Source organism: Leptolyngbya sp. DQ-M1, assembly GCF_039962505.1.
Taxonomy (GTDB): domain Bacteria; phylum Cyanobacteriota; class Cyanobacteriia; order Leptolyngbyales; family Leptolyngbyaceae; genus Leptolyngbya.
In genome coordinates, this window is sequence record NZ_JAMPLJ010000006.1 from 53517 (window position 1) to 76628 (window position 23112).

Annotated in this window: 20 protein-coding genes; 11 read left to right on the top strand and 9 right to left on the bottom strand. The window is 47.4% G+C overall.

Features of this window, described 5'->3' with window-relative positions:
* Positions 1 to 3 precede the first annotated feature (3 nt).
* Both NC981_RS18390 and NC981_RS18395 read right to left on the bottom strand, forming a co-directional pair.
* The gene (locus NC981_RS18390) at positions 4 to 453 is read right to left on the bottom strand and encodes a chemotaxis protein CheW (RefSeq protein ID WP_348244277.1); all 450 of its coding nucleotides are present in this window, start codon (positions 451 to 453) and stop codon (positions 4 to 6) included.
* 74 nt (positions 454 to 527) lie between these two features.
* Positions 528 to 1982: a mechanosensitive ion channel domain-containing protein gene (locus NC981_RS18395; RefSeq protein WP_348244278.1), complete on the bottom strand. Its 1455-nt coding sequence runs from the start codon at positions 1980 to 1982 to the stop codon at positions 528 to 530.
* A 152-nt stretch (positions 1983 to 2134) separates the two neighbouring features.
* Here NC981_RS18395 and NC981_RS18400 point away from each other — a divergent pair, with 152 nt between their 5' ends.
* Entirely contained in the window at positions 2135 to 4354 is a 2220-nt protein-coding gene (locus tag NC981_RS18400; protein WP_348244279.1) for a solute carrier family 23 protein, read from the top strand.
* A 54-nt stretch (positions 4355 to 4408) separates the two neighbouring features.
* Here NC981_RS18400 and NC981_RS18405 read toward each other — a convergent pair whose 3' ends face one another.
* Entirely contained in the window at positions 4409 to 4774 is a 366-nt protein-coding gene (locus NC981_RS18405; RefSeq protein WP_190378391.1) for a hypothetical protein, read from the bottom strand.
* A 657-nt stretch (positions 4775 to 5431) separates the two neighbouring features.
* Between NC981_RS18405 and NC981_RS18410 the strand changes: the two genes are divergently transcribed.
* From NC981_RS18410 to NC981_RS18430, 5 genes are all read left to right on the top strand, one after another.
* Positions 5432 to 8623 carry a HEAT repeat domain-containing protein gene (locus NC981_RS18410; RefSeq protein ID WP_348244499.1) on the top strand — a complete coding sequence of 1064 codons (3192 nt, stop codon included), beginning with the start codon at positions 5432 to 5434 and terminating at the stop codon, positions 8621 to 8623.
* 73 nt (positions 8624 to 8696) lie between these two features.
* Entirely contained in the window at positions 8697 to 8948 is a 252-nt protein-coding gene (locus NC981_RS18415) for a UPF0175 family protein (RefSeq protein ID WP_348244280.1), read from the top strand.
* The gene (locus tag NC981_RS18420) at positions 8945 to 9451 is read left to right on the top strand and encodes a DUF3368 domain-containing protein (RefSeq protein ID WP_348244281.1); all 507 of its coding nucleotides are present in this window, start codon (positions 8945 to 8947) and stop codon (positions 9449 to 9451) included. The genes NC981_RS18415 and NC981_RS18420 overlap by 4 nt, the downstream gene beginning before the upstream one ends.
* Positions 9423 to 9563, top strand: coding sequence for a hypothetical protein (locus NC981_RS18425; protein WP_348244282.1), 141 nt, complete (start codon positions 9423 to 9425; stop codon positions 9561 to 9563). The genes NC981_RS18420 and NC981_RS18425 overlap by 29 nt, the downstream gene beginning before the upstream one ends.
* Positions 9536 to 10039, top strand: a complete 504-nt coding sequence (locus tag NC981_RS18430) for a hypothetical protein (RefSeq protein ID WP_348244283.1) — start codon at positions 9536 to 9538, stop codon at positions 10037 to 10039. The genes NC981_RS18425 and NC981_RS18430 overlap by 28 nt, the downstream gene beginning before the upstream one ends.
* Position 10040: 1 nt before the next feature.
* Here NC981_RS18430 and NC981_RS18435 read toward each other — a convergent pair whose 3' ends face one another.
* Positions 10041 to 10940, bottom strand: coding sequence for a hypothetical protein (locus NC981_RS18435; protein ID WP_348244284.1), 900 nt, complete (start codon positions 10938 to 10940; stop codon positions 10041 to 10043).
* 80 nt (positions 10941 to 11020) lie between these two features.
* The gene (gene rppA, locus NC981_RS18440) at positions 11021 to 11701 is read right to left on the bottom strand and encodes a two-component system response regulator RppA (RefSeq protein ID WP_348244285.1); all 681 of its coding nucleotides are present in this window, start codon (positions 11699 to 11701) and stop codon (positions 11021 to 11023) included.
* A 78-nt stretch (positions 11702 to 11779) separates the two neighbouring features.
* Here rppA and hisG point away from each other — a divergent pair, with 78 nt between their 5' ends.
* Positions 11780 to 12427 carry an ATP phosphoribosyltransferase gene (hisG, locus tag NC981_RS18445; protein ID WP_190378387.1) on the top strand — a complete coding sequence of 216 codons (648 nt, stop codon included), beginning with the start codon at positions 11780 to 11782 and terminating at the stop codon, positions 12425 to 12427.
* Positions 12424 to 14223: an ABC transporter ATP-binding protein gene (locus tag NC981_RS18450; RefSeq protein WP_348244286.1), complete on the top strand. Its 1800-nt coding sequence runs from the start codon at positions 12424 to 12426 to the stop codon at positions 14221 to 14223. The genes hisG and NC981_RS18450 overlap by 4 nt, the downstream gene beginning before the upstream one ends.
* 229 nt (positions 14224 to 14452) lie before the next feature.
* Here NC981_RS18450 and recF read toward each other — a convergent pair whose 3' ends face one another.
* A complete protein-coding gene (gene recF, locus NC981_RS18455; RefSeq protein WP_348244500.1) occupies positions 14453 to 15580 on the bottom strand; it encodes a DNA replication/repair protein RecF in 1128 nt (375 codons plus the stop codon).
* 122 nt (positions 15581 to 15702) lie between these two features.
* Entirely contained in the window at positions 15703 to 18549 is a 2847-nt protein-coding gene (locus tag NC981_RS18460) for a cation-translocating P-type ATPase (protein WP_348244287.1), read from the bottom strand.
* A gap of 221 nt (positions 18550 to 18770) precedes the next feature.
* On the opposite strand from NC981_RS18460, the gene NC981_RS18465 reads away from it, so the two are divergent.
* Together NC981_RS18465 and NC981_RS18470 are read left to right on the top strand one after the other, a co-directional pair.
* Positions 18771 to 19871 carry an ATP-binding protein gene (locus NC981_RS18465; protein ID WP_348244288.1) on the top strand — a complete coding sequence of 367 codons (1101 nt, stop codon included), beginning with the start codon at positions 18771 to 18773 and terminating at the stop codon, positions 19869 to 19871.
* 95 nt (positions 19872 to 19966) lie between these two features.
* Positions 19967 to 20206: a helix-turn-helix transcriptional regulator gene (locus NC981_RS18470; RefSeq protein ID WP_348244289.1), complete on the top strand. Its 240-nt coding sequence runs from the start codon at positions 19967 to 19969 to the stop codon at positions 20204 to 20206.
* A 5-nt stretch (positions 20207 to 20211) separates the two neighbouring features.
* Here NC981_RS18470 and NC981_RS18475 read toward each other — a convergent pair whose 3' ends face one another.
* Entirely contained in the window at positions 20212 to 21303 is a 1092-nt protein-coding gene (locus NC981_RS18475) for a Gfo/Idh/MocA family oxidoreductase (protein ID WP_348244290.1), read from the bottom strand.
* A gap of 127 nt (positions 21304 to 21430) precedes the next feature.
* On the opposite strand from NC981_RS18475, the gene NC981_RS18480 reads away from it, so the two are divergent.
* Positions 21431 to 22090, top strand: a complete 660-nt coding sequence (locus NC981_RS18480) for a DUF4230 domain-containing protein (RefSeq protein WP_348244291.1) — start codon at positions 21431 to 21433, stop codon at positions 22088 to 22090.
* A 79-nt stretch (positions 22091 to 22169) separates the two neighbouring features.
* Here NC981_RS18480 and NC981_RS18485 read toward each other — a convergent pair whose 3' ends face one another.
* Complete coding sequence (locus tag NC981_RS18485) at positions 22170 to 23057, bottom strand: hypothetical protein (protein WP_348244292.1); 888 nt, start codon at positions 23055 to 23057, stop codon at positions 22170 to 22172.
* Between the last annotated feature and the right edge of the window lie 55 nt (positions 23058 to 23112).

Consider the following 23112-nt stretch of genomic DNA (forward strand, 5'->3'; position numbering starts at 1 on the left):
CACCTAACCAGTTCCTCCCCCAATTAATGCAACGTTTTGAACATCTGAGACCAGCGCCTCCCACCGTAATCGCTGAATCATGTCTTGTTCGTGCATCAAGACTTCACCTAGGTAAGAGCCATTATCACTTTGAGCCGACGGCATTAGGTCAGGCTGATCGAGCGTTTCTGTGACTCGCTCGGCTAACAATCCGACATAAGCGCGATTACCCTTTTTGGTGGTGTAGTGCAGCATCATAATTCGGGTACTGTAGCGCGATCGGCAAGGCTCCCCCTGAATCAGTTGGCATAAGTCAACGACAGGCACAATACAATTGCGATATTGAAACACACCTGTGATGTGCTTCGGAGCTTGGTGAATTTTTCGCAGCAGCACAAGCGGCAGCACTTCTACAATGTGAGTGCTGTCGATCGCATAGATATCTTCAGCAATATGAAAAAGCAACAATAACATTGCTGTGGGCTGCCGAAATAAGTTCGTTGCTGAGCTTACCGCGAACTCAACTGCCGCAGTATCTATCTGGGGAATTAAAGATCGAAGATTGACTCGATCTGCTTGCGGATTAACTGAAATGGCGTTTCTTCTTTCGTCGCTTCAGTCACGGTCACTCCCAAACTTTTAAGCGCTTCTTGACGCTGAGACAGTGCCTCCGCAATCTGGTCGGCTAATTCATGATGGCTACTGAGTAAGCTCTGTAGATTAGCGTGATCCACGATAAACAGAATGGTATCTTCGATCGTGCGTAACGTCGCGCTTCGGGGTGTCCCTAACAACAGCGACATCTCTCCGATAAATTCGCCCGATCGTCGGACTGCCACTTGTTGATCGATCGATTCCACTACCACTTCGACCGCACCCGACAGAATCAAATAAAACGCATCGCCCGGATCATTTTCCCGCGCAATCACTTCACCTGCTGCTAGCTTTTTCCGATAGCCTTTTTCGATCACTTGGCGTAATTCGACATCAGAACAATGTTGAAAATAGCTCACTTTCTTCAGCAAATCGCGCAAAAGCCAGCCGCTAATCGGTTTGTCAGGTGCGATCGCTTTAGGCGGTGAACCATTCTGGATGCCTTGCAGCAGTTGAGCGATCGTGGGTAAATCGTTAAACACGATATCAGTCGGAGCCGCTTTCGTATCCAGGTCGCGATCGCGAAATTCGGCTTCGATCAGGAATTGTAGAGCGCTTTTGATTGAATCTTGCTCGATCGGCCGCTCGATCCACACCAGCAATTCAAACTTCAACATCGATTTTTCAGCATCCAATCCCTTAAAGTAGACTTCCGGTGAAGGAGCCGCTAATACTCGTGATTCTTGACGCGCCGCCGCTAGCAGGGCTTCCATGACCGTAAGCGAATCACTTTCATCAACGACTAAAATCGGGATCACAATGCGGCACTTTGGATCGCGATAGCTCCAGTTGACGACACCATTCTCTAGAAATCGACTATTCGGCACAATCACAAACACATTGTTAATTGTCCGGATAGTTGTACTGCGAATCGAGATGTCTTCAACAATCCCCGCTAATTGCTCAACCTCAATATAATCTCCAACCTTAACAGGCTGCTCAAATAACAATGTGATGCCGCTAATAAAATTACTGGTAATGTTCTGTAAGCCAATCCCGAACCCAAGCCCGATCGCGCCTGCAAACACCGTCAGTGAACTGAAGTTAATGCCCGTTGATTCAATCACCACGAAAAAGCCAATCAGCGTCACTACGTAACTGCCGATCGTGGACAGGGATTCGCTTGTACCGATATTCAAGCCAACTCCCGGAAACACTCGCTGTTTCAAAAGCTGCTTGGTTAAGTTAGAAATAACCAGAACAATGATGAGTTGGAACAACAATTCGACCATAGAGCCGATCGAAAATTGCTTCCCACCAAAGGTGAATAAGTGAGTTGAAAAGAAGTTAGACAACTCTTCAAATAATCCCTGAACAACGATTCCGTTGAAGAGTTCCTGAAATTCCATAAGCACAGCGTTTGAACCTACACAGAAATTAACCCTCTGACTGCACTAATCGTTTCCATCTGAAGAAGGATTTCGATCGATCTCGCGTGACTTGTTTTGGTGAGCTAGTGTAGGCTGAAATTGCTTTCCATGCTTTTTTATCAATTCAACGCGTGAAGAATGCACCTGCCAAAAAGCATGAGAACCAATTGTTCCTGAATCTCATTTCAGGTGGAACAATGGGGACTCTCACGGTGATTACCAGCGTTTCGTTTGGAGCAGTCATCTTTTCAGGTGGATTCTCTGAGGCGCTTCCCTGGGGAATTGGCGTGCTGTTGTTTAGTGCAGCAGTGATCAATACGATCGCTTCTTCATTCAGTTCGTATCCAGGTGTAGTTGCAACGCTTTCGGATAATTCGATTCCAGTTCTGAGCCTGATTGCGCGTCAGATTGTCGAACTGATGCCGAATGCAACGACTGAACAAAAGTTACTCACGCTGTCTGCAACGATCGTGCTGAATTCGATTGTGGGCGGTGCAATTCTAATGGCGTTGGGTAAGTTTCGGCTTGGTGGACTGATTCGATTTATTCCTTATCCGGTCGTGGGTGGGTTTATTGCCAGTACAGGACTATTGTTAGTTCAGGGTGCGCTTCAGTCGCTCAGTGATGTTGATTATGATCATTTAACCGTGTCAGTCTTTTTGCAACCGAATGTGCTGCTTCAATGGCTACCTGCGGTGTTTTTTGCGCTGGCGATGTATGTTCTGCCAAAGTCGTTTCAGCATTTTCTGTTGCTTCCAGGCATTATTGTGGCATCGATCGCGCTCTTTTATGCTGGGCTTGCACTTACCGGAACCACAATCCAAGAGGCAACAACACAACAATGGTTACTCGGAGAAATGCCATCAGGTGCATTGTTCCAATTTACTGCGATCCCAGCCGTTACCCACGCTGATTGGACAGTTATCACTCAACAGCTTCCGACTCTAGCCGCATTGTGGCTGGTTGAAGCAATCGCGTTATTGCTCAACGCCAATGGCATTGAACTATTGGTGAAACGCGATTTTGACCTGAATCAAGAATTGAAGATTGCAGGAGCAGCTTCGATCGCCTCTGGTTTAGGTGGCGGTGCGGGTGGGTTTTCGAGTTTGAATGAAACAGCACTCGCGATTCAGTTGGGTGGACGATCACGATTAGTCGGACGAATGATTGCGGCGCTGTGTTTTGCAATTGCGTTTGGTAGTGCTGAGGGTTTAGCCTACTGTCCGAAGTTCATTCTGGTTGGACTGCCGCTTCTATATGGAATTGAACCCTTGTATGAGTGGATTTATCAAGCTTGGTTTCGGTTTTCACGATCGGACTACGGGATTATTTTGCTGATTGTTGCGGTGACGGCAACGGCGGGATATTTGCAGGGAATTGCAGTCGGATTGATGGCTGCGATCGTGCTGTTTGTGATTCAGTATAGTCAACTTGCCATCACGAAACGCATTAGCTCAGGGACATATCATCACAGCAATGTTCTCCGAACACCCGAAGAAATGGATATCCTTGAAGCAAAAGGTCAGCAGATTTTGGTGCTAGAGCTACAAGGATTGATCTTTTTTGGCACAGCAAACAAGTTACTCAATCAAATTCGCGCTCATTTAGACCAGAATTCACAAGTCAGGTTTGTCATTCTAGATTTTCGATTAGTGAGCGGACTTGATGCTTCTGCGGTGTTAAGTTTTGCCAAACTAGGACAGCTTGCAACCGAGAAACAGGTGCATCTATTGTTTACGCAATTGTCTCGTGAAGCAAAGCAATGGTTAAGTCAGGGAGATTGTTTAGATGAAACTGCTCCGTTGTGTCATCGATTTGATGATCTCGATCGTGGCTTAGAATGGTGCGAACAACAAATCCTACAAGCTTACCCGTTAATCCAACTTGAACCCAGTTCAGAGTATCCCGATCGTGCCTTTCGTCGCTATTTGAAGTCTGCGTTTCTCGATCCGGAGCAGGTTGATCGATTGATGTTGATGCTGAAAACCTGTGTGCTTCAGCCTGGAGAGTATTTGTTTTATCAGGGTGATCCGTTTGATGGATTGTACTTTGTTGGTTCAGGGCAAGTGAGCGTGGTGATAGACCTGGATCAGAAGCAAACAAAGCGAATTCGGACTTATACGATCGGGAACACGATCGGTGAGATGGGCTTGTATCGCCAAACGGTACGCATGGCTTCGGTTGTGGCAGATAAGCCGAGTGTGCTGTATTTCCTCTCTTCTGAGGCATTCGAGCAGATTGAAAGTTCTAATCCGTTGTTAGCTGCGAATATTCATCGCTTTGTGGTGAATCTGCTAGCGGAACGGCTCGAACATCGCGAACAAGAACTCAAGAATTTGCTGAGTAACTGAATTGCAAAGTAGCTACCCCGGAATAGAGCAGCTACTGATGTTGACTGAACTCAATTAGCGAACAACTAACCCCGCTTTGGGTTTACGGCTAGGAGGTTTACGATCGGATTTGCGCTTGAGTCCGATCGCGAGTGCTTCTTTGCCATCAGAACCAAATTGCCCTTTGACAACTTCTTTCATCGCAAGAACCGCATTATGAAAAGCCTGTTCTGCCTGACGTGCAGCTTCGGCAGCTTCGCGGGCGAGCACTTGCTGTTCAATTTGGCGTTGTTGCATAGTCAGCATCGTTCGGTAAGCAGCTTGTAAGCCTTCTGGGGTTGCTTCTGTACGGTTTGTTTGATAGCCAGCAATGGTACTCAGCCCATTCATTGACTCGATATCTTGTTGCAGAATCTCGCGGGAGAGACGTTTAGTAGGCATGAATTTTCTCCATCTTTAAAAGGTGTATTGTTATTGTTCCCTGAGAGAGATTGAAAATTGGAAGGGCGTAGAGCCGGCTTGCTGAGGGACAATTTACAAGTTTTCCGTGAATTCCACAAAGAAATAAAATTCGCACGTTGTCGAATTCGATTGACACAATGAGATTATGTATATTCCGCAGCGCCAATCGAATTCGACGCAGAGAAAATCGAATTTGACGTAGGGAAAATCGAATTCGCGTGACAGAATTATGTATATCCCGCAATGCCGATCGAATTCGACACAGGGAAAATTCGATTCGCGCTTTTGGGGTTTTATCTCGCGATCGATCACTCTCTAAATCCCCTCTCGCCCTTAATTCAACGATCGATGTCCTCTAAGTTTCAGCCCTATCTTGAGTCGATCCGTGCCACTTACGAAAAGTGGTGGCAGCTTTACACGCTAACCGATGCTGCGGGAAAAGAACGGCAGGCAAAACAAGCAGCGCCGAAGTTTGATTTTGGGCTGATGGTTCAAACGGTGAAGAAAGAAGAGCGGCGTGAGGAGGAAAAGATCGAGCGCTTTCCGGTACTCGAAGGGATTCGGAAGTATGCAGAGCAGCACGTTTTGTTAGTCGGGCGACCGGGTTCGGGGAAGTCTACAGCACTGGCGCGATTGATGCTGGAAGAAGCAACGATCGCATCCTCAAAACTTCCAGTGTTGGTCGAGTTGCGGTATTGGCAGGGGTCGATCGAGCAATTAATCCGCGATTCGTTGATGCGACATGAGATGCCTGCTGAATTGTTTGAGGAAGCGTTAAAGCGATCGCTGCTTCTGTTCGATGGGGTGAATGAATTGCCATCGGAAGAGGCACGATCGCAGCTTTCCGCCTTTCGCCGCAATCATCGGCGCATTCCAATAGTCTATACGACGCGAGATCTGAGTTTGGGTGGAGATCTGGGAATTGAGGCGCAATTAGAAATGCACCCGCTCAAGCCCGAACAAATGGAGGCGTTTATTCGAGCATACTTGTCAGCAGAGCAAGCCGAGCAAATGTTGCGGCAGTTGAACGATCGATTGCGCGAGTTTGGGCAAACGCCGTTGCTGCTTTGGATGCTGTGCGAGGTGACCAAGCAGATGCCTGATGCGCGTCTGCCATCCAATCTAGCAGAAACGTTTCAGTTCTTTACAACTGCGTATGAGATCAGTAGTGTTCGTAAGCATGAAGTTGCCGTATTGAAAGGAGATGTGAGACCACTTAGCGATCGAAGGTTGTGGAAAAAGGCTTTGAAGGCTTTGGCATTTCTGATGATTCAAGGAAAAACGCCTGCTGATCCTAAATATGTGATTCCGCGAGGCGAAGCAGAAGAAGAGTTAAGTCGAATCTTTCCGAATGAATTATTTCCAGTCCGGGATCTTCTGGATGACCTGCTTAAATATCATCTGTTACAAATTAAAAACGCAGACCAAATCGAATTTCGGCATCAACTTATTCAAGAATATTACGCAGCAGAAGCGTTGTTGGAGCAGTTGCCGAAGTTGGATGATGAGCGATTGAAGTGGGAGTTTTTGAATTTTTTGAAATGGACGGAGCCGATCGCATTGATGCTGGGGTTGTTGAAAGATGAAGCGCACGCACTATCGATAGTGAAGCTAGGGTTAGAAATAGATTGGATGTTAGGAGCGCGATTAGCGGGAAAGGTATGCGAAAGCCTTCAATCTAAAACTATTGATTTAATTGTCAATCAACCAATTTCTGAGCATTTTCGCCTATACCTTTTAGGGATGGCACATTCAGATACAATGCTCCCTCTAATTGCTGAAGCTCTTGAGTCTGAGGATAACAACATCTGTCTAACTGCTGTCACGATTCTAGCAAATCTAGGAACTAAGTCTGCATTAGAGGCATTAGTTAAAACCTTAGATCACAAGAATTATGATGTTCGTAGAGCTGCTGCTGTTAAATTAGCAGAAGTTGTTGATCAATCTGTCAGCCAGCTTACTATCTCTACTCTAATAGCCAAGTTGCTGAATAAGACAGAAGCACCTGAAATTCGCAGTTCTTGCATGATTGCGTTAGGGAAGACAAGAAATCAGATTGCAAGGTGCATGTTGCAAAATGTTATTTCTGATCCTTTAGAAAAGGCTATTGTTCGCGCAAATGCTGCTAATGCTCTAGTTGAAGCTGATCCTCAATTAGCGCTTATTGCCTTACAGAAAGCATTAAAAGATAAAGATGATACTGTTAGCTGGAGTGCAAGTCTCGATTTAGGTAGAATTGGAGGACAGACCGTAGAAACAATCCTCTGCGAAGCGCTCTTAGATGAAAATTCTAATGCTCGAATGAATGCTGCGTTTGGGCTGATGTCAATAAATTGCAAAACTGCATGTGCATCTTTAACTAGAGCGTTGCAAAATGAGTTGTCAAATGCTGAAGAGCCTTATTCCTTATGGCACTTGCAGAACTTACGGGTTGTTCATGCCAATGTGTTAATTCGTCTAATCGAAGCTCTAGGGCACCTGGAATGTACAGAGGCTTCACAGAGTTTACTCACACTATGCGAGCATACAGATCTGAACGTTCAAGCGAGTGCGATTAAAGCCATCGGTAAAATACAAAAAAAGAAAGCTCTACCGCTTCTAGAAAACTTATTAAACGGAACAAGTTATTTTACGGATAGTGAGGATCATGAAAGCTATCGAAGGGCTATATTTTTAGCTCAAGCTGCTGCTGAAGGATTAGGCGAAACAGGATGTGTAGACGCACTATCTGTTCTAAAAAGAGCCTTAACTAGCCCAAATATCCTTGTTCGCGCGGACGTAATTCTTGGATTGGAAAAATTGAGACTTAAAGAAATCCTTCCAGTTCTGCTCAATGCTCTTGGCGATTCTGCTGAAATAGTCAGAGAAAGTGCTGCTATGGTATTTGATAATTTAGGGCAGGATTTCATTGACAAAGATGATCGTCAAATTATTTCTGCCTTATCAGATTATCTAGAGGATGAAAATAGTACAGTCCGAAAGCATATCACTCAAGCTTTGTGGAGAATTGGCGGCGAAGTGGGAGATATTGCTCAATTCATTAAAGCTTTGAAAGATACAGAAAACATGAGTCGAATGAGTGCAGCTAGAAGATTGGGGCAAATTGTTGGCAAAAGTGATGAGATCTCTTCTGCCTTACTCAATGCGTTAGAAAAAGATGAAGACGTTGGTGTTCAAACATGCGCTGCTGAATCACTAGGAAAGATAGCGAATCCGAAACTAGTGCCGCAGCTTTACCAGCTTCAGCTAGTGCATCAACGTGAATATGTTAGTGATGCTATTTTTGCTATTCAAGAAAAATGTGAATACTATGATGATGAAGTCTTTCAAAACTATCTAGAAGCACAGAAAGCCGATCGACAAACTCCCCAAAACAACGATCTAAACGCTATAACAAAACAAACTTCAGGAACAGTCATCATGAATCAGCCCGTTTTCAATCAACAAAATGCAAACATTGGCATCAACTATGCTGCTGAGGGCAGCAATCCCCAAGTCACGCAGCACAATTATGGTTCACAGCCTAACACCGAAGCCACTCAACAACTTGTACAACTTCTCACTCAACTTCAAGCTCAACATCCTTACATCACCACCAAAACGCAAGCCCTTGACATTATCGACGCAGAATTTACCGAAATTCGACGATCCGAAAATCATCCACTCGCAACCCTCCGCCAACAACTTCTCAATCCAGAACGACATTTTCAAGCCATCAAAGCGACTCTAGGAGAAGTTGCCAAACACTATCTAGAGGAAAGCGTTTGGGCAAAAGCAATCATCACCTACATCGACAAACTCAGCGAAACACCTGATTACGGAGTCTAAACGACAAACTAAATCTTTAGCGATCGCAGTCCTCGAAGATGTGAAATAGAAACATTGATAGGAGCCTAAAACCATGCAAGTTAAGATCGACATTCCCGACGAAATCATTCAAAACAAAACTCTCTCCCAAGCAGATTGGTTACGAGAGGTGGCAGTCTCATTGTTTCAGCAAGAATTAATCACTCTCGGCACCGCTAGCCATATTGCAGGAATGCAGCAGTTAGAATTTCAAGGATTACTCTTCGATCGTGGCATCAGTCTTCATTACGACATAGATGACTATAAAGCAGACATCGAAAGCCTTCGCAGCAATAATTGGCGATGATCATCATTAGTGATACGTCTCCAGTGAGTAATCTGCTTCAGATTGGTCAACTGTCCATCTTACAGAAACTTTATGGCACAGTGATGATTCCTCAGCGTGTTTATCAGGAGGTTTGTGCGCTGGAAAATCTGGGCGTTGATATTACATTAATTCGATCTGCGGATTGGATTCAGATTGAAACTGTCTCTGACGAGGCATTAGTTGCAACCCTATCTATTGAATTAGATCCAGGAGAAGCGGAAGCAATCACTTTGGCGATAGCGGTTCAAGCTGATCGATTGCTGATTGATGAACGAATAGGCAGAGGTGTTGCTCAACGCTATGGATTAAGAATTACCGGACTGTTGGGAGTGCTCGTTGCTGCAAAGAAGGAGAAGCTAATTCCTGAACTTAAACCTGTTCTAGATCAACTCATTACCCAAGCTAAGTTTCGTGTTCATTCTAGTTTATACGAGCAAATCTTACAGGATGTAGATGAATTACACCCTAATACAAAAGCATGAAGCCGATCGACAAACTCCCCAAAACAACGATCGCTCTCCCAGTGCAAACCATCTCAGGGAGATTCTTTCGGATATTGTTGCCCAGTGGGAAGTCGCTCACCAGACGATTTAGAAGAATTTCCAGCAGAATGGATTCATCACTGGCTCAACCAACTTCAAATCGATTCTTCAACCCCCATGACCCAATCTCCCAAAAACCAATCCATTTTCTACATCAATCAAGTCGGCAATATTAACTCCGGCGATGTCACGATTCAAGGCGATCAAATTAGCATTCAGCATCACTATGCTCCAGAGTCAAACGCTGAAGCGAATCAGCAGCTTGCTGATCTCCTTACGAAACTACGAACTAAATATCCGACCAAAACCGACGCAGAAATTTTTGATATCTTAATCAACGGCTTCGCCACCATGCCCCAAAACAATCCGCAAAACTGGCAGCGCTGGCAAGACATCTTCAGCGTCATCTTTGCAGGTGGCATCGAAGCCACTAAGATTCTCATCCCTGTTGCTGGCATCCCGATCGAAGTTCTCAAACGCCTCTACGAAGTCTACGATCGCAATCGCACACAACTTCCAGGAACCTAAGTCATCTGAGATACTGTTCAAAGTCAAAGAACTCTAGTAACTCTTTCAACGAAGTCCGATCGCTCGTCGGTGTCGTCGCCTCTACTTCTTGAATCGTTTCCGCTGTTAGATACTGAAACACCTCTCGACGCAGCTTATCGATCGCATCCTTCGGAAACGCTTCGATCTCCTGCTCAAACCTTGCCAATCGGCTTTTTGCCAAATTCACCTGAAATCTGCAGCGTCTTAACAAGCGTTGTCGAATGTTCTCTGCAAGTGCTGGATCAGTCGCTTCAAGATCAACGATCGCACCGGATTGCAACAATGGCACCACATCTAAGTTTTCTTCCAAAAACAATAGGCTGCCTTCCTGGTTGTACATAGCAATGCCATCTATTCCTAACGCACCTAAATCCGCAAGTGCGAGAATCCGAGCGACGATCGGCAAGTCGGGTTGATTGAGAGCAGGCTGATAGATAGATTGTTCTCTCACATCAAAATTACAAATTGTTGCATTGATCGCAGATCGAATGATGAATCGATCACCTTCAATCGAAACCGTCGAACAGTGCAAATCAAGATAGTCAAACAGCCGCTCAAGGGTTGCAGCCTCACTCATACCCATCGCTCGATATCTCGCCATATGAGGCTGTAACTGCACTTCAAACACTTGCACCATGTCGTGAGCAATCACACAAAGATCAAGCAAGCGTTCAATTTGATCAATCGCATCTGCGCCCAAATCAGATCGAATGGCTTCATAAATCAACTGCGATCGACGCTGCACCTGAGCAATATGATCGCGGGTGTGATAATACAGTTGATGGGCTTGAATCTGTCGATCGAACTCTTGCAGCGATAAGGCTTTCACCTTGTTAATACAATCGATAAAAGTCTGTGAAGATAAATCAGATTGCGGCACGTCGGGACTCGTCGAACAACGATTGGAGAGCACTTAATTGTAGTAGATGAGTCTAAAAATGAGTATCTTCCTAATGAAGTTCAAGCGCTTCCAAATCGATAACCTTTACCATAAACAGTCGTAATCAACGGGGTTTCGCCTTTCGCTTCTATCTTGCGACGGAGTAGTCGAATCTGCGCGACCAAAGCATTACTGGTCGGTTTCTCACTCTCGCTCCAGAGATACTGTGAAATTTGCTCATGCGTCAGAAGCTGATTTGGTTGCCGCATCAAATAGGCAAGCAGTTGACTCTCTTTTTCGGAAAGCTCGATCGCTCGACCATTGCGATATGCCACTTGATTTTGGACATCTAACTCCAAGCCATCGACCCGCAATCGAGGGATAACAGCAGGCTCGATCGTCGTCGGTCGGCGCAATAATGCTCGCACTCGCGCCAAGAGTTCTCGCAATTCAAACGGCTTGACGATGTAATCATCTGCCCCGGCATCGAGTCCCTGAACACGATCGTCGATCGTATCTTTTGCCGTGAGAAACAGCACCGGAGTCGCGTCCCTGCGCGATCGAAGATGCCGACAAATTTCTAAGCCAGAGTGCCCCGGCAGCATCCAATCCAAAATCAACAAATCATACTGATTTGCCGACGCAAGCTGTAAGCCACGATCGCCATCCTGCGCGACATCCACCTCATACCCTTCACGGGTCAACGAACGGCTCAGTGGTTCAGCCATTTCAATTTCATCATCGACCAGCAGAATTTTCATGCCCCAAGACTTAAAGGAAAAAGAATCGATCCGGATCTAAGATATAGATTCTGACATTTCTCTTAAAGAGTTTGATGTATGTTGACGGTTGCATTGCCGAAAGGCGGATTATTAAAAGACAGTATTCGGTTATTAAACGCGATCGGGCTAGATTTTAGCGCGTTTCTCGAACCTGGCAATCGACAACTGCAAATTACAGACCCAACTGGAACCGCGAAAGCTTTATTGGTGCGGAATGCAGATGTTCCGGTGTATGTCGAATACGGGCAGGCACAGCTTGGAATCGTGGGTTATGACGTGCTACGAGAAAAAACGCCGAATGTAGCGCATCTGGTGGATTTAGGGTTTGGGCAGTGCCGGATGTCGGTTGCGGTGAAGGCTTCGAGTCATTATCGATCGTCGTTAGAATTGCCGCTGCATGGTCGTGTGGCATCTAAGTTTGTTCACTGCGCCCGTGAGTATTTTGAGAACTTAGATTTGCCGGTCGAAATCGTGCCGCTTTACGGATCAGTCGAGTTAGGCCCAATTACGGGAATGTCAGAAGCGATCGTCGATCTAGTCGCCACTGGAAACACTCTGCGAGAAAACGGACTGATCGAAATCGATGTGTTGTTTCACAGTACAGCGCGGCTGATTGCTCACCCCTTAAGCTATCGGCTGGATACGGACAACGTGAGTCACGTTATTGATCAAATTCGGAATCAACTTACTGCCGCGATCGTATGATTTCTTCTCGCCGCCCCCAACAAACTGACTGGCGTTTATTTCTCAGCCTTGCGCCTTACGCCCGTCGGAATGCGCGATTTTTGCTGCTGTCGCTGGTGTTTCTGGTTCCGTCAGCGATCGCCAGCACCGTACAGCCGATTCTGATTGGTAAAGCAGTTTCTCTGTTGAAGCGTGAACCTTCCGCCTTCGATTTTCCCTTTGGTTTTTTGCGCGACTTCTCTCTGGAAACTGGATTAAATGCTCTAGCGCTTTTATTGCTTGCGACCGTCTTACTTCGATTGGTGTTCGATGCGGCTCAGGGCTTCTTAGTTCAGAATGTCGGTCAGCGAATTACTGCGAATATTCGGAGTGATTTGTTTACTCATGTGACTTCGTTGGCGGTGCGATTCTTCGATCGCACTCCAGTTGGGAAGTTAATCACGCGCCTCACCAGTGATGTCGAAGCTTTGGGAGAAGTCTTTTCAACAGGTGCGATCGGGGTCATTGGCGATCTGGCAACGATGCTGTTTATCGCGGGCGCAATGTTCCTGATTCAGTGGCAACTGGCGTTACTGTTGATTTCCATGCTGATTCCGGTGACGGGATTGATTGTGTATTTTCAGCAGCAGTACCGCAAAGCGAACTATCGAGCGCGTGAGGAACTTTCGGAACTCAATTCGATGTTGCAAGAGAACATCACTGGAATTGGAGTGGTGCAACTGTTCCGACGAGAGCAATTTAACAGTGAACTATATCGCACTGTGAATAAGCGCTATATCAAAGAAGTCGATCGCACGATCTTTCACGATTCTGCGGTTTCTGCCACCTTGGAATGGGTTTCGCTTGTTGCGATCGCAGGCGTTCTTGGGGTTGGTGGCTGGCTCGTCACAGGTGGAAATCTCAACTTTGGGGTGCTTTCAACCTTTATTCTGTATGCTCAACGTCTGTTTGATCCGTTGCGTCAGTTTGCCGAAAAATTCACCGCAATTCAAGCCGGATTTACCGCAGTTGAGCGCGTCAGCGAGATTTTGACGGAACCGATCGAGATTCGCGATCGGGCAGACGGACATATTCCTCCTTCTAAAAACGAAGGTGAAATCCGCTTTGAAAACGTCTCGTTCGCCTACAAGTCGGATGAATATGTGCTGCAAAACCTCGATTTCACGATTCGTCCGGGTGAGCAAGTTGCGTTAGTTGGACCGACCGGAGCCGGGAAAAGCTCGATCATTCGCTTACTCAGTCGGTTGTACGACCCCACTAGAGGCAGAATTTTACTGGATGGAGTAGATATTCGCGATTTGCCTCAGGCAGAACTGCGGCGACGAATGGCGATTATTTTGCAAGATGGCTTTCTGTTTGCAGGGGATGTGAAGAGCAACATCACGCTAGGAGAATCTTACAGCTTTGAGCAAGTTCGATCGGCGGCTGAGCAAACCAATGTCGATCGCTTGATCGAACAATTGCCCCAGGGCTACGACACCATGCTGCGGGAGCGCGGCACGAATCTCTCTGGCGGGCAAAAACAGCTTCTTGCATTTGCTCGCGCAGCGATCCGCGATCCGAGAATTCTCGTTTTGGACGAAGCGACCGCCAGCTTAGATGTCGGAACCGAAGCCCTGATCCAAGAAGCGTTAGAACGATTGCTAGTGAATCGCACTGCGATCATTATTGCTCACCGACTTTCGACGATTCGGAATGTCGATCGCATCTTGGTATTAAAACGCGGTCAGCTTGTCGAATCGGGAACGCACGACGAGCTTTTAGATTTGGGTGGACTCTACGCCAGCTTGTATCACTTGCAGATGTTGGAGAGTTAATAGATACCTGAGTTCGGCGGATTTTTCGCTTCGTTGATGTCCAGTCGTGCCCCCTAAATCCCCCATTTTGGGGGACTTTGAGAATCCAATCTTCTTCTTTGGCTTGAAGTCCCCCAAATGGGGGATCTAGGGGGCTTGCAAGAGCTGTAGCGATTAAAGATCAATTTGGTATGAGATTCATACAATCAGTTCGTTTCCCGACAACTCAAACGCAGTGAGAGAACCCAGCTCACGCTTGATAAAGTTGTCCCGCCTTCACCTCTAAAATCTGTGCTGAATCTATCCATTGAGCATCAAACGATCCTAGATGTGTTGTGGTAATCAAGGTCTGAAACCGATCCTGAATCGCTTCTAACAATTGATTTTGTCGGTTTAAATCCAATTCCGCCAACACATCATCTAACAATAAAAGCGGCGGCTCTCCGATCACATCTTCAATCAATTTAAGCTCTGCTAACTTCAACGCTAAAACTAAAGTCCGTTGTTGACCCTGTGAACCATACTGACGAGCAGGCGTTTGATTAATCAAAAACTCCACCTCATCCCGGTGCGCTCCCACTAACGTCGTTCCTTGATGTTGTTCTGCGATCGCTCTTGCCTGAATTTTCTCTAAAAATGCCTGCTGCAACGCTTCCGGCGTATCCGTCTCAGCAGTAACATTCGGCGCATAGTGAATCTCTAACTTTTCCGTACTACCACTAATTGCTTGATGCCACTGTTCCGCAAACGGCGCTAATCGACCTAACACTCTCGCACGCCGTCGAATTACTCTTGATCCGGCGATCGCTAACTGAGCATCCCACAGCGCTAAATCCGGTGATGAAACGGCTCTGCCTTCACTTTCCTCTTTTAATCGCGCTCTGAGTAAAGCATTTCGCTGCCGCAGCACTTGGTTATATTGTTGCAGCACATACGCATAAATCGGCTCAAGTTGAACTAAGAGCGCATCAATCCAATGTCTACGCTGATCCGGCCCTCCCCGCACTAAGTCCAGGTCTAAGCTAGAAAATTGCACCATGTTTAACGTGCCGAGAAAATCGAGTTGTCGCCGCATTGATACCCCATTTTGCGCGACCGATCGCCGCCCACTTTCGCGCAGCGTCATGCTTAGCTCAATTCCTCCAATTTCGCGCTTTAAGTTTCCGGTGATTTGAGACAGCGTTTCACCGTCGTAAATCAAATCACGATCGCGGGAAGTTCGATGCGATTTTAGCGAAGACAATAGCTCCACCGCTTCCAGCAAATTCGACTTTCCCTGAGCATTGTTGCCGAGCAGAATCGTTTTTGCAGCCGTAAAATCAATGTGCTGGTCGTGATAGTTACGAAAATTGCGAAGATGCAGGGAGCGCAGATACATATAAGCGACAGAACTGAGCATTCGGAATTCGGATAATCCCCGAATTCTTCCCAAGTGTATCAAATCAAGCATAAAAGCCGCCCTCGATCTGAGAGCGGCTTAAGGCTGATGAGAAATTGAACTTAGCGCTTCTGGCTGAAATAGAACCGGAAGAATAACTTCTCTAGTTCAATCCACACAAACATCAATGCACTCACACCCACACAAACCATCAATTCGTTGAACGGTAGATAGTGTGTGCCGAAGAAGGCGCGTAGCGGCGCAACATACACTAACAACAATTGCAGAATCGAAGTCAAAATCACCGCGCCCCAAACATAGAGATTGGTAAACGGATTCAGTTCGATCGTTAATCGATTGTTGGAGCGAATTGCGATCGCGTGTCCCATCTGTGCGAGACATAGAGTCGTAAACACAATCGTTTTCCAGCGATCGGCATCCAAGTTGCCGCCGAAGTTTGTCGTCGTGTAATTGTACGCCCAGACCATCGTTGAAATCGCGAGAATCGCTAACACGATCCCGATGCGAATCATGTACGTCCCCAAGCCGCGCGCAAAAATGCTTTCTCCCGGATTGTTCGGCGGACGGTTCATCACGTTCGGTTCTGCCGGTTCAACCGCCAGCGCCAACGCAGGTAACCCATCGGTCACAAGGTTCATCCACAGAATTTGTAGCGGTGTGAGCGGGACACTTCCGGTGGCAGCGACGGCTGGAATTAACACCACTGAAGCGGCGATCGTAATCACTTCCCCAATGTTCGATCCCAGAATGTATTTGATAAAGCGGCGAATGTTGGTATAAACCACGCGCCCTTCTTCGGTCGCAGCAACGATCGTCGCAAAGTTATCATCCAGCAGCACCATATCCGAAGCTTCTTTACTCACATCGGTTCCGGTGATTCCCATTGCGATCCCGATGTCTGCTTGCTTCAGTGCAGGGGCATCATTTACTCCGTCTCCGGTCATTGCGGCAATTTGTCCCCGACGCTGGAGCGCTTTTACAATCCGCAGCTTGTGTTCCGGTGCAACCCGCGCATACACACTGACGCGATCGACGTTCTGTTCGAGTTCTTGGTCGCTCATCACTTCAAGTTCGCGCCCAATTAGCACTTCATCTCCGGGTTTGGAAATGCCCAAATCCTGTGCGATCGCGCTGGCGGTCAGTTGGTGATCTCCAGTAATCATTACCGGACGAATGCCTGCGGTGCGGCATCGCTTCACCGCTTCGCGCACTTCAGGACGCGGCGCATCGAGCATATCCACCAAGCCTAACCAGACTAATCCTTGCTCTGAAGCTTCGTCGGCAGTTTCTGGCGGCACTTCTTTCAGAGGCTTGTAAGCGAATCCCAAGACCCGCAGACCGTTTCCAGCAAGTTCATTGTTGCGCTGAAGAATCTGAGCGCGCTGAGCTTGAGTAATTGACTCGACGCGATCGCCAATCTGAATCTGATGACAGCGCTCTAGAACAATTTCTGGCGATCCTTTCGTGAACATCAAGAAAGGCGTAGAGAGAAAGTCTGTTTCCGATTGCAGTAAGCCTGCGGCATCTTTGACGATCACACTCATGCGTTTGCGATCGGACGAAAACGGAAACTCTGAAACCCGCGGAAGTTTGCTGCTCCACTGATCGCGCTCTAATCCTGCTTTCGCCGCAGCCGTTAACAACGCTCCCTCAGTTGGATCACCGATAATAATCCACTGTCCGCCTTCTTGTTGCAGAATCGAATCGTTACACAAGGTACAAGCGAGAAGCAAGGCTCTCAATTCCGGCTGATCTGAGGGAATAATTCTCGATCCATTGATCAGAAATTCGCCGTCGGGTGCATAGCCTTCACCTGTAATCTTTGGACTGGAGCTAATCGTATGAAGCGATTGCACCACCATTTTGTTCTGGGTCAAAGTCCCAGTTTTATCAGAACAAATCGTCGTCACAGACCCCAGCGTTTCTACCGCAGGCAGCTTCCGAATCAACGCTTGCCGACGCACCATGCGCTGAGTTCCGATCGCCAACGTTACTGTAATGACCGCAGGCAAGCCTTCAGGCACGACTGCCACCGCCATACTGAGCGAGGTTTGCAGCAAGTTTTGCAGTTTGCTGAAATCGCGAGTAATGATCAAGCCACCGATCACGACGATCGCCACCAGAACCAGTGCCCCTGTCACCAGCGCTTTACTCAACTGATCCATCCGCTTCTGCAACGGAGTCGGCTCTGATTCCACACCCTGAATTTGTGCAGCAATTTTCCCGAGTTCCGTTCGCATTCCGGTTCCGGTCACTACCACCGTGCCGCGACCGTTGACTACTTCGGTTCCTTGATAGATCATGTTGATCCGATCGGCAGGCATCGCATCCTCTCTGACCGTAATATTGGCGTTTTTGTTGACGGCTTCGGCTTCTCCGGTGAGTGCTGCTTCTCGGATTTGCAGGTTTGCCGCTTCGAGAATCCGCCCATCTGCCGCCACCTGAACCCCTGCTTCCACCAGCATCACATCACCCGGCACCAGATACTTGGAATCGACCTCGGTGACTCGTCCTCCCCGCAGGATACGTACCCTCGGCGACGAAAGTTGCTTAAGTGCTGCTAACGCTTTTTCAGCGCGGCTCTCCTGAACATACCCTAATGCACCATTTAGCACGACGATCGCCAGAATCGCGATCGTATCCTTAAAAGGCACTTCACCAGGCTTGAGATTGTTCTGCGTTAGTGCGATCAGATCGAGAATTCCAGAGACGAGAGCGACACCAATCAGCATCAGCAACATGACGTTCTTGAACTGATCGATCAAGATTTCCCACGGGCTACGACCGCCAGATTCCTCTAGCTCGTTAGTTCCGTATTGATCCAGGCGGAGTGCCGCCTCTTGTTCACTTAAACCCGACTGGACATCGCTTTTCAGGGTTGAGAGCGATTGGGTGGTATCTAAGGTATGCCAAGCTGTGGTTGGCGACGGAAGTGAATGACCAGACATAAGAGACTCAGAAGTTATGGGATAACTGCCGTGTGGCACTTTAACATAGTGCCCAACAGACAAAGCATAGCACTAGCAATTAGTATTTTTTCCAAATCCGTTATAAAATCTAGACAATACCGTTTCAGGATACCGGTGTGAAGCGTCTGAAGGTACAGATCGAGCAGGTTACAGATTGAGCAGGTTACAGATTGAGCAGTGCAGATTTGCGACTTTAAATAATGGTGAGCCATCCGTTTCTTCCCCCTCAGTTAATCGGGCGAGATCAAGAACTCGATCAAGTCAGTCGAATTTTGCTCAGCGATCGCGATCTGCTCTTAGCAGGTGTGCCCGGAATTGGTCGGCGTACTCTGATTCGAGCGGCGGCTCGTGATTGTGGCGCAAAAGTGTTAGAAATCGACTGTCTCCGCGCTACAAATTATTGCCGATTCTTGCAGTTACTTGCAGACGCGATCGTCACGACGTTTGAATCTCCCGAAGAACTGACCTTTATCGATCTCTGGAGTAAAGATCATCCGTTCATTTTGCGATCGACGGGCGGCAGATCCCAGATTATCTGGCATTCGTCACCGGGTAAGGAATGGGCTTTGTTTGAGGCGCTTTTGAGGCTACCACAAGCCCTAGCGGAATGGTTTAACAGTCGGGTGGTGATTGTATTTCTGAACTTTCCGCATCTGAGGTCATTCGATCGGTCGAATAAATGGGAGCAGTATTTACGTCAGGAAGTCCGGCGGCAGAGTCGGGTGAGCTATGCGCTGATCGCAACTGTGGCAGAGCGTTGGACAGAGACGAAAGAATTGCCAGTCGTGTCGCTCAGTCCCATAGCGAATAAAACGATGCAAACTTGGATTGCTCAAGCGATGCTGACTGAGCGGTTAGAGCTTGAACCAGAGAGCTTAGTGCTGTTTCTCAACTATGTGCAGGGGCATTTTGGCGATGCGATTACGCTGGCGCGGCGGATTTGGCTGGAGTATGGCAAACGTGAAGCGGTTCGCAAGAATTTTGAGCCAGTCACCGTGATTCAGCCGCATCATGTCGATCGCGCTGCGATCGGGCTGATTCAAGATCTTTCGGTAACGTTTGAGTCGCTGATTTTGCTGTTGCCGTATAGCCAAGTCCGGGTGCTAGAAAGCTTGGCGCTTGATCCAACAGATAGCCCTCATGCCCGCGAGTATATTCAGAAGCACAATCTGTCGCGGGGGGGCGGGCTGCAAGGAGCGCTAGCAAGCTTAGAGCAGAAGGGTTTGGTGTACGGAGCTGAGTTGGGCTATCGGATTGCCTTGCCGCTATTGGGCGCGTGGCTGAGACATCGACTCACCTAAAAAATACTTCGACTACCATAGGTGCGATTCAATTTATTTGCACAGAGGTTAAAAACCGATATAGTCAAAGCATCCACTGTTATGCAGAGCAGACTATGTCAAGAGCAGGGAGCGCATTAAGGCAGGTGCTTGAATCCCACAGCATCACGCAATATCAACTGTCGGCGATGATGGGGGTGAATCGATCGAACTTCAGTCGCTGGCTCCGGGGTGAGCGTGATCCATTAGCTGAAGTTGTAGTTGAAATTTATAAGGCGTTAAAGTCAGTGAATCCGAAGGCAGCATCGGAGTTCATTCGCTTGTATTTAGAGGTCGCACCTGATGAGGAGATTTAACCTCTTTACCATTGCGGTACGTTCACCCAAGTTCCAGTCTCGTTTGATTCGTGCGCGAGATCCATCAGGAGTTGTGAATATACGCCTTCTTTTAAGGAAGGTGAAAGGGACTCTTGGCGATCGATCCCCAACACCCATTGATCAACGACGCGGATAAACGGCGCGATGCGTCCATCTGCAAACACTTGCTTAAACGCAAAGTGCGGCGGAATTTCGAGTTCTACGAGTTCTTGTCCTATAGGTGCGCCCCAGAGCTTGAATCCGTGAACGTAGTCTTTCTGATTGTCGCTGCCGAGAATGAGAGTGCCGCGATCGCCATACACCTCAATCCAATGGCCCCGTCCTTGAGCGGTAACGGAACTGATACAGATTTGGCAGGGAGTTCCATCTATCAGTTCCAGCGTGATATTACAAGTGTCATCGGAATCGACGGGTTTGAGTTCGCCTGTAGCGGGATCAAAACGGCTCGAAATGGCGGTACTAAGACTGGCAGTTAAGCGATCGACTTCACCAAACAGCCACGCGATGTAATCAAACGTATGAGAGCCGAGTGCGCCCAACGCACCGCCGCCTTGATCTTTGCAGGCGTACCAATTCCAGGGGCGAGAGGCATCAGCGCGACTAGAGACGAGCCAATCGATTTTGATTAAGCGTTTCTGTCCGACGTAATTTTGAACAAGCAGATCCGCGAAATGCTGCCAAGCGGGAACGAAACGGAACTCAAAGTTCATGCTGGTAACAACGCGATTCTTTAGCGATCGACGATACAAGTCTTTTGCTTGAATCACGTTTAATGCGGTGGGTTTTTCTAGCAGCAAATGTTTCCCGGCATCGATCGCCGTTTTTGCCATGTCGAAATGCAAAAATGGCGGCGTTGAGATGCTGACAGCATCAAGGTTTGGCAGTGCCAGAACTTCCTCGATCGTTGAGCAAGCGTGAGGAATTTGATGAGCGTGTGCGATCGCTTGTGCTTTTTGTGCGTCTCGATGATAGATTGCAACCACTTCAGTCCGTGGATGTGCTTGAAGTCCAGGAATGTGAACTTTCTGCCCAAATCCCGTTCCAACAACTGCTACACCAATCTTAGAGCCTGTCATTTTATTGAAGTTCGATCGCGTCTTGCTCAGTCTACTGCAAAATGGAATCGATCTCGGCGTACTTAACAACGGGCAAACTTATTCTCAGCTAGAATCACCATTAGCACTGGAGTTTAGGAGCAGGGTTATGCGGTTTTGGGACGCGTTGCTGAGTCAAAGTGTGGAAACGGTGATCAATCCGATCGTTGAGAAATTTAAGTGGCTGATTGTGAGCGCGATCGTGCTTCTGATGCTCGGTCTATTTGGTTTACAGTTCCTACCGCATTCCGCAACCACGGTTGAGGTGAGAAATCTTATCTTCTCAGGACTGCAAAACGCAGATCAACTCACCTCAGCGACAATGACAGCTAAAGCGACCATCCGTATTGAAAAACCGAGTGACGTGTTTGGCTTACAAGTTGGACAAACCAACCTGGTTTACGAAGGCGTATCCCAAGTGCAAGCAGGGATTGATCTGAAACAGTTGCAAGTGAAATCTGTAAGTCCGGGTAAAGTTCATCTAGTGCTGCCTGCACCTTACCTTCGAGACATCGGGCTAAACGTGGGACATTCGACCATTCTGGCAAACTATAGTGAATGGTTTGCCCCCAAAGCCTCTGCCGAACTGGAAGAAGAAGCGCAACTCAAAGCGATCGCAGCCATCCGCCAAGAAGCTTGTGAAAGCAATATTCTCGAATCAGCCAACAACAGCGCTAAACAATTGCTCACTGAAGTTTTGCAAAAACTAAACTATGAAACGATCGTGATTGAAACGCAGCTTTCCCACGATGGAGCCTGCGCCAAGTGAGGCTAACTTGATCTGATGCTTGGTTTGATTTCCTGGCATCTGTGCTGAGAGCTTTGGGCGCTGACCGTTTCTAACCCTCTTAACGTTTAGCCCTTTTGACAATTATCTTACGCAATCTAGTCAGTCCAATCACACCAAACCCCAACAATGGATTAAACGCAAAAGGAACTGGCGTTGGAGAATACTCGACCTGATTTAGCCTAAAGCTCCCTCTTGCAGAAGTTGTATTATCTCCTATAAACACAGAGTTAGGCGCTGCATAGATAGCTGAGACTCCTCCAAAAGCAGCTTCGGGTCGGTAGTCCCGCAAACGTCCTGTGAGTAGAGGTGTGCTGTAATCGCCATTAACATAGAGAAAATAGCTATTGCCTAAAAACGACAAGTCATAACGATTCACGCTTGATTGCGTATTAAAAGCAGCTCCTTCTGCTTGAGTGAACCGCGTTCCACTTGGGCTAATGGGTGTGGGTGGATTAAGATTTGTTGTACTTGGATCAGCCTTGACTGCCCCATCTTGCTGCGCCCAAATTCGATCTGTCCAAAATCCAAGCTCGATCGCTTTTGAAGCATCAGAACTGATCACAGTAATGCTCAAACCTGCACGATCGTCGGTGTTATCGACTGCCGTATTGTTTGACGCTGCGCTATTACGAGCCTCATTCAGCAATTCCAAATCAAACCGCAAATTAAATCCGCTATTTGCGTCTAAGCTGACACCCAAGGGAGCCAAACCAGGAGTCCGAGCGTAGCCAGTTCGGATACTAAAGTCCGTTCCACTACTACCATTTGTATCGAGAATTGTGCCGCCACTACTAAAAGATTGAGAGCCAGTTCCATTTGAAAACCAGCCTTGATTCGTTGGAAAATTGCCCGCAGAGCCATCGTAGAGAACGGTAAGAGCAGAAGCTTTTGCCGCCCCTAAGAGCAGAAAGGCACTGGTAAGAGTAGCTGTGAGTAGTTTGTTCATGCAAGTGCTCAAAAACGATACAAAATGTCGATCGTAGTTTTCCCATTGAGAGAAA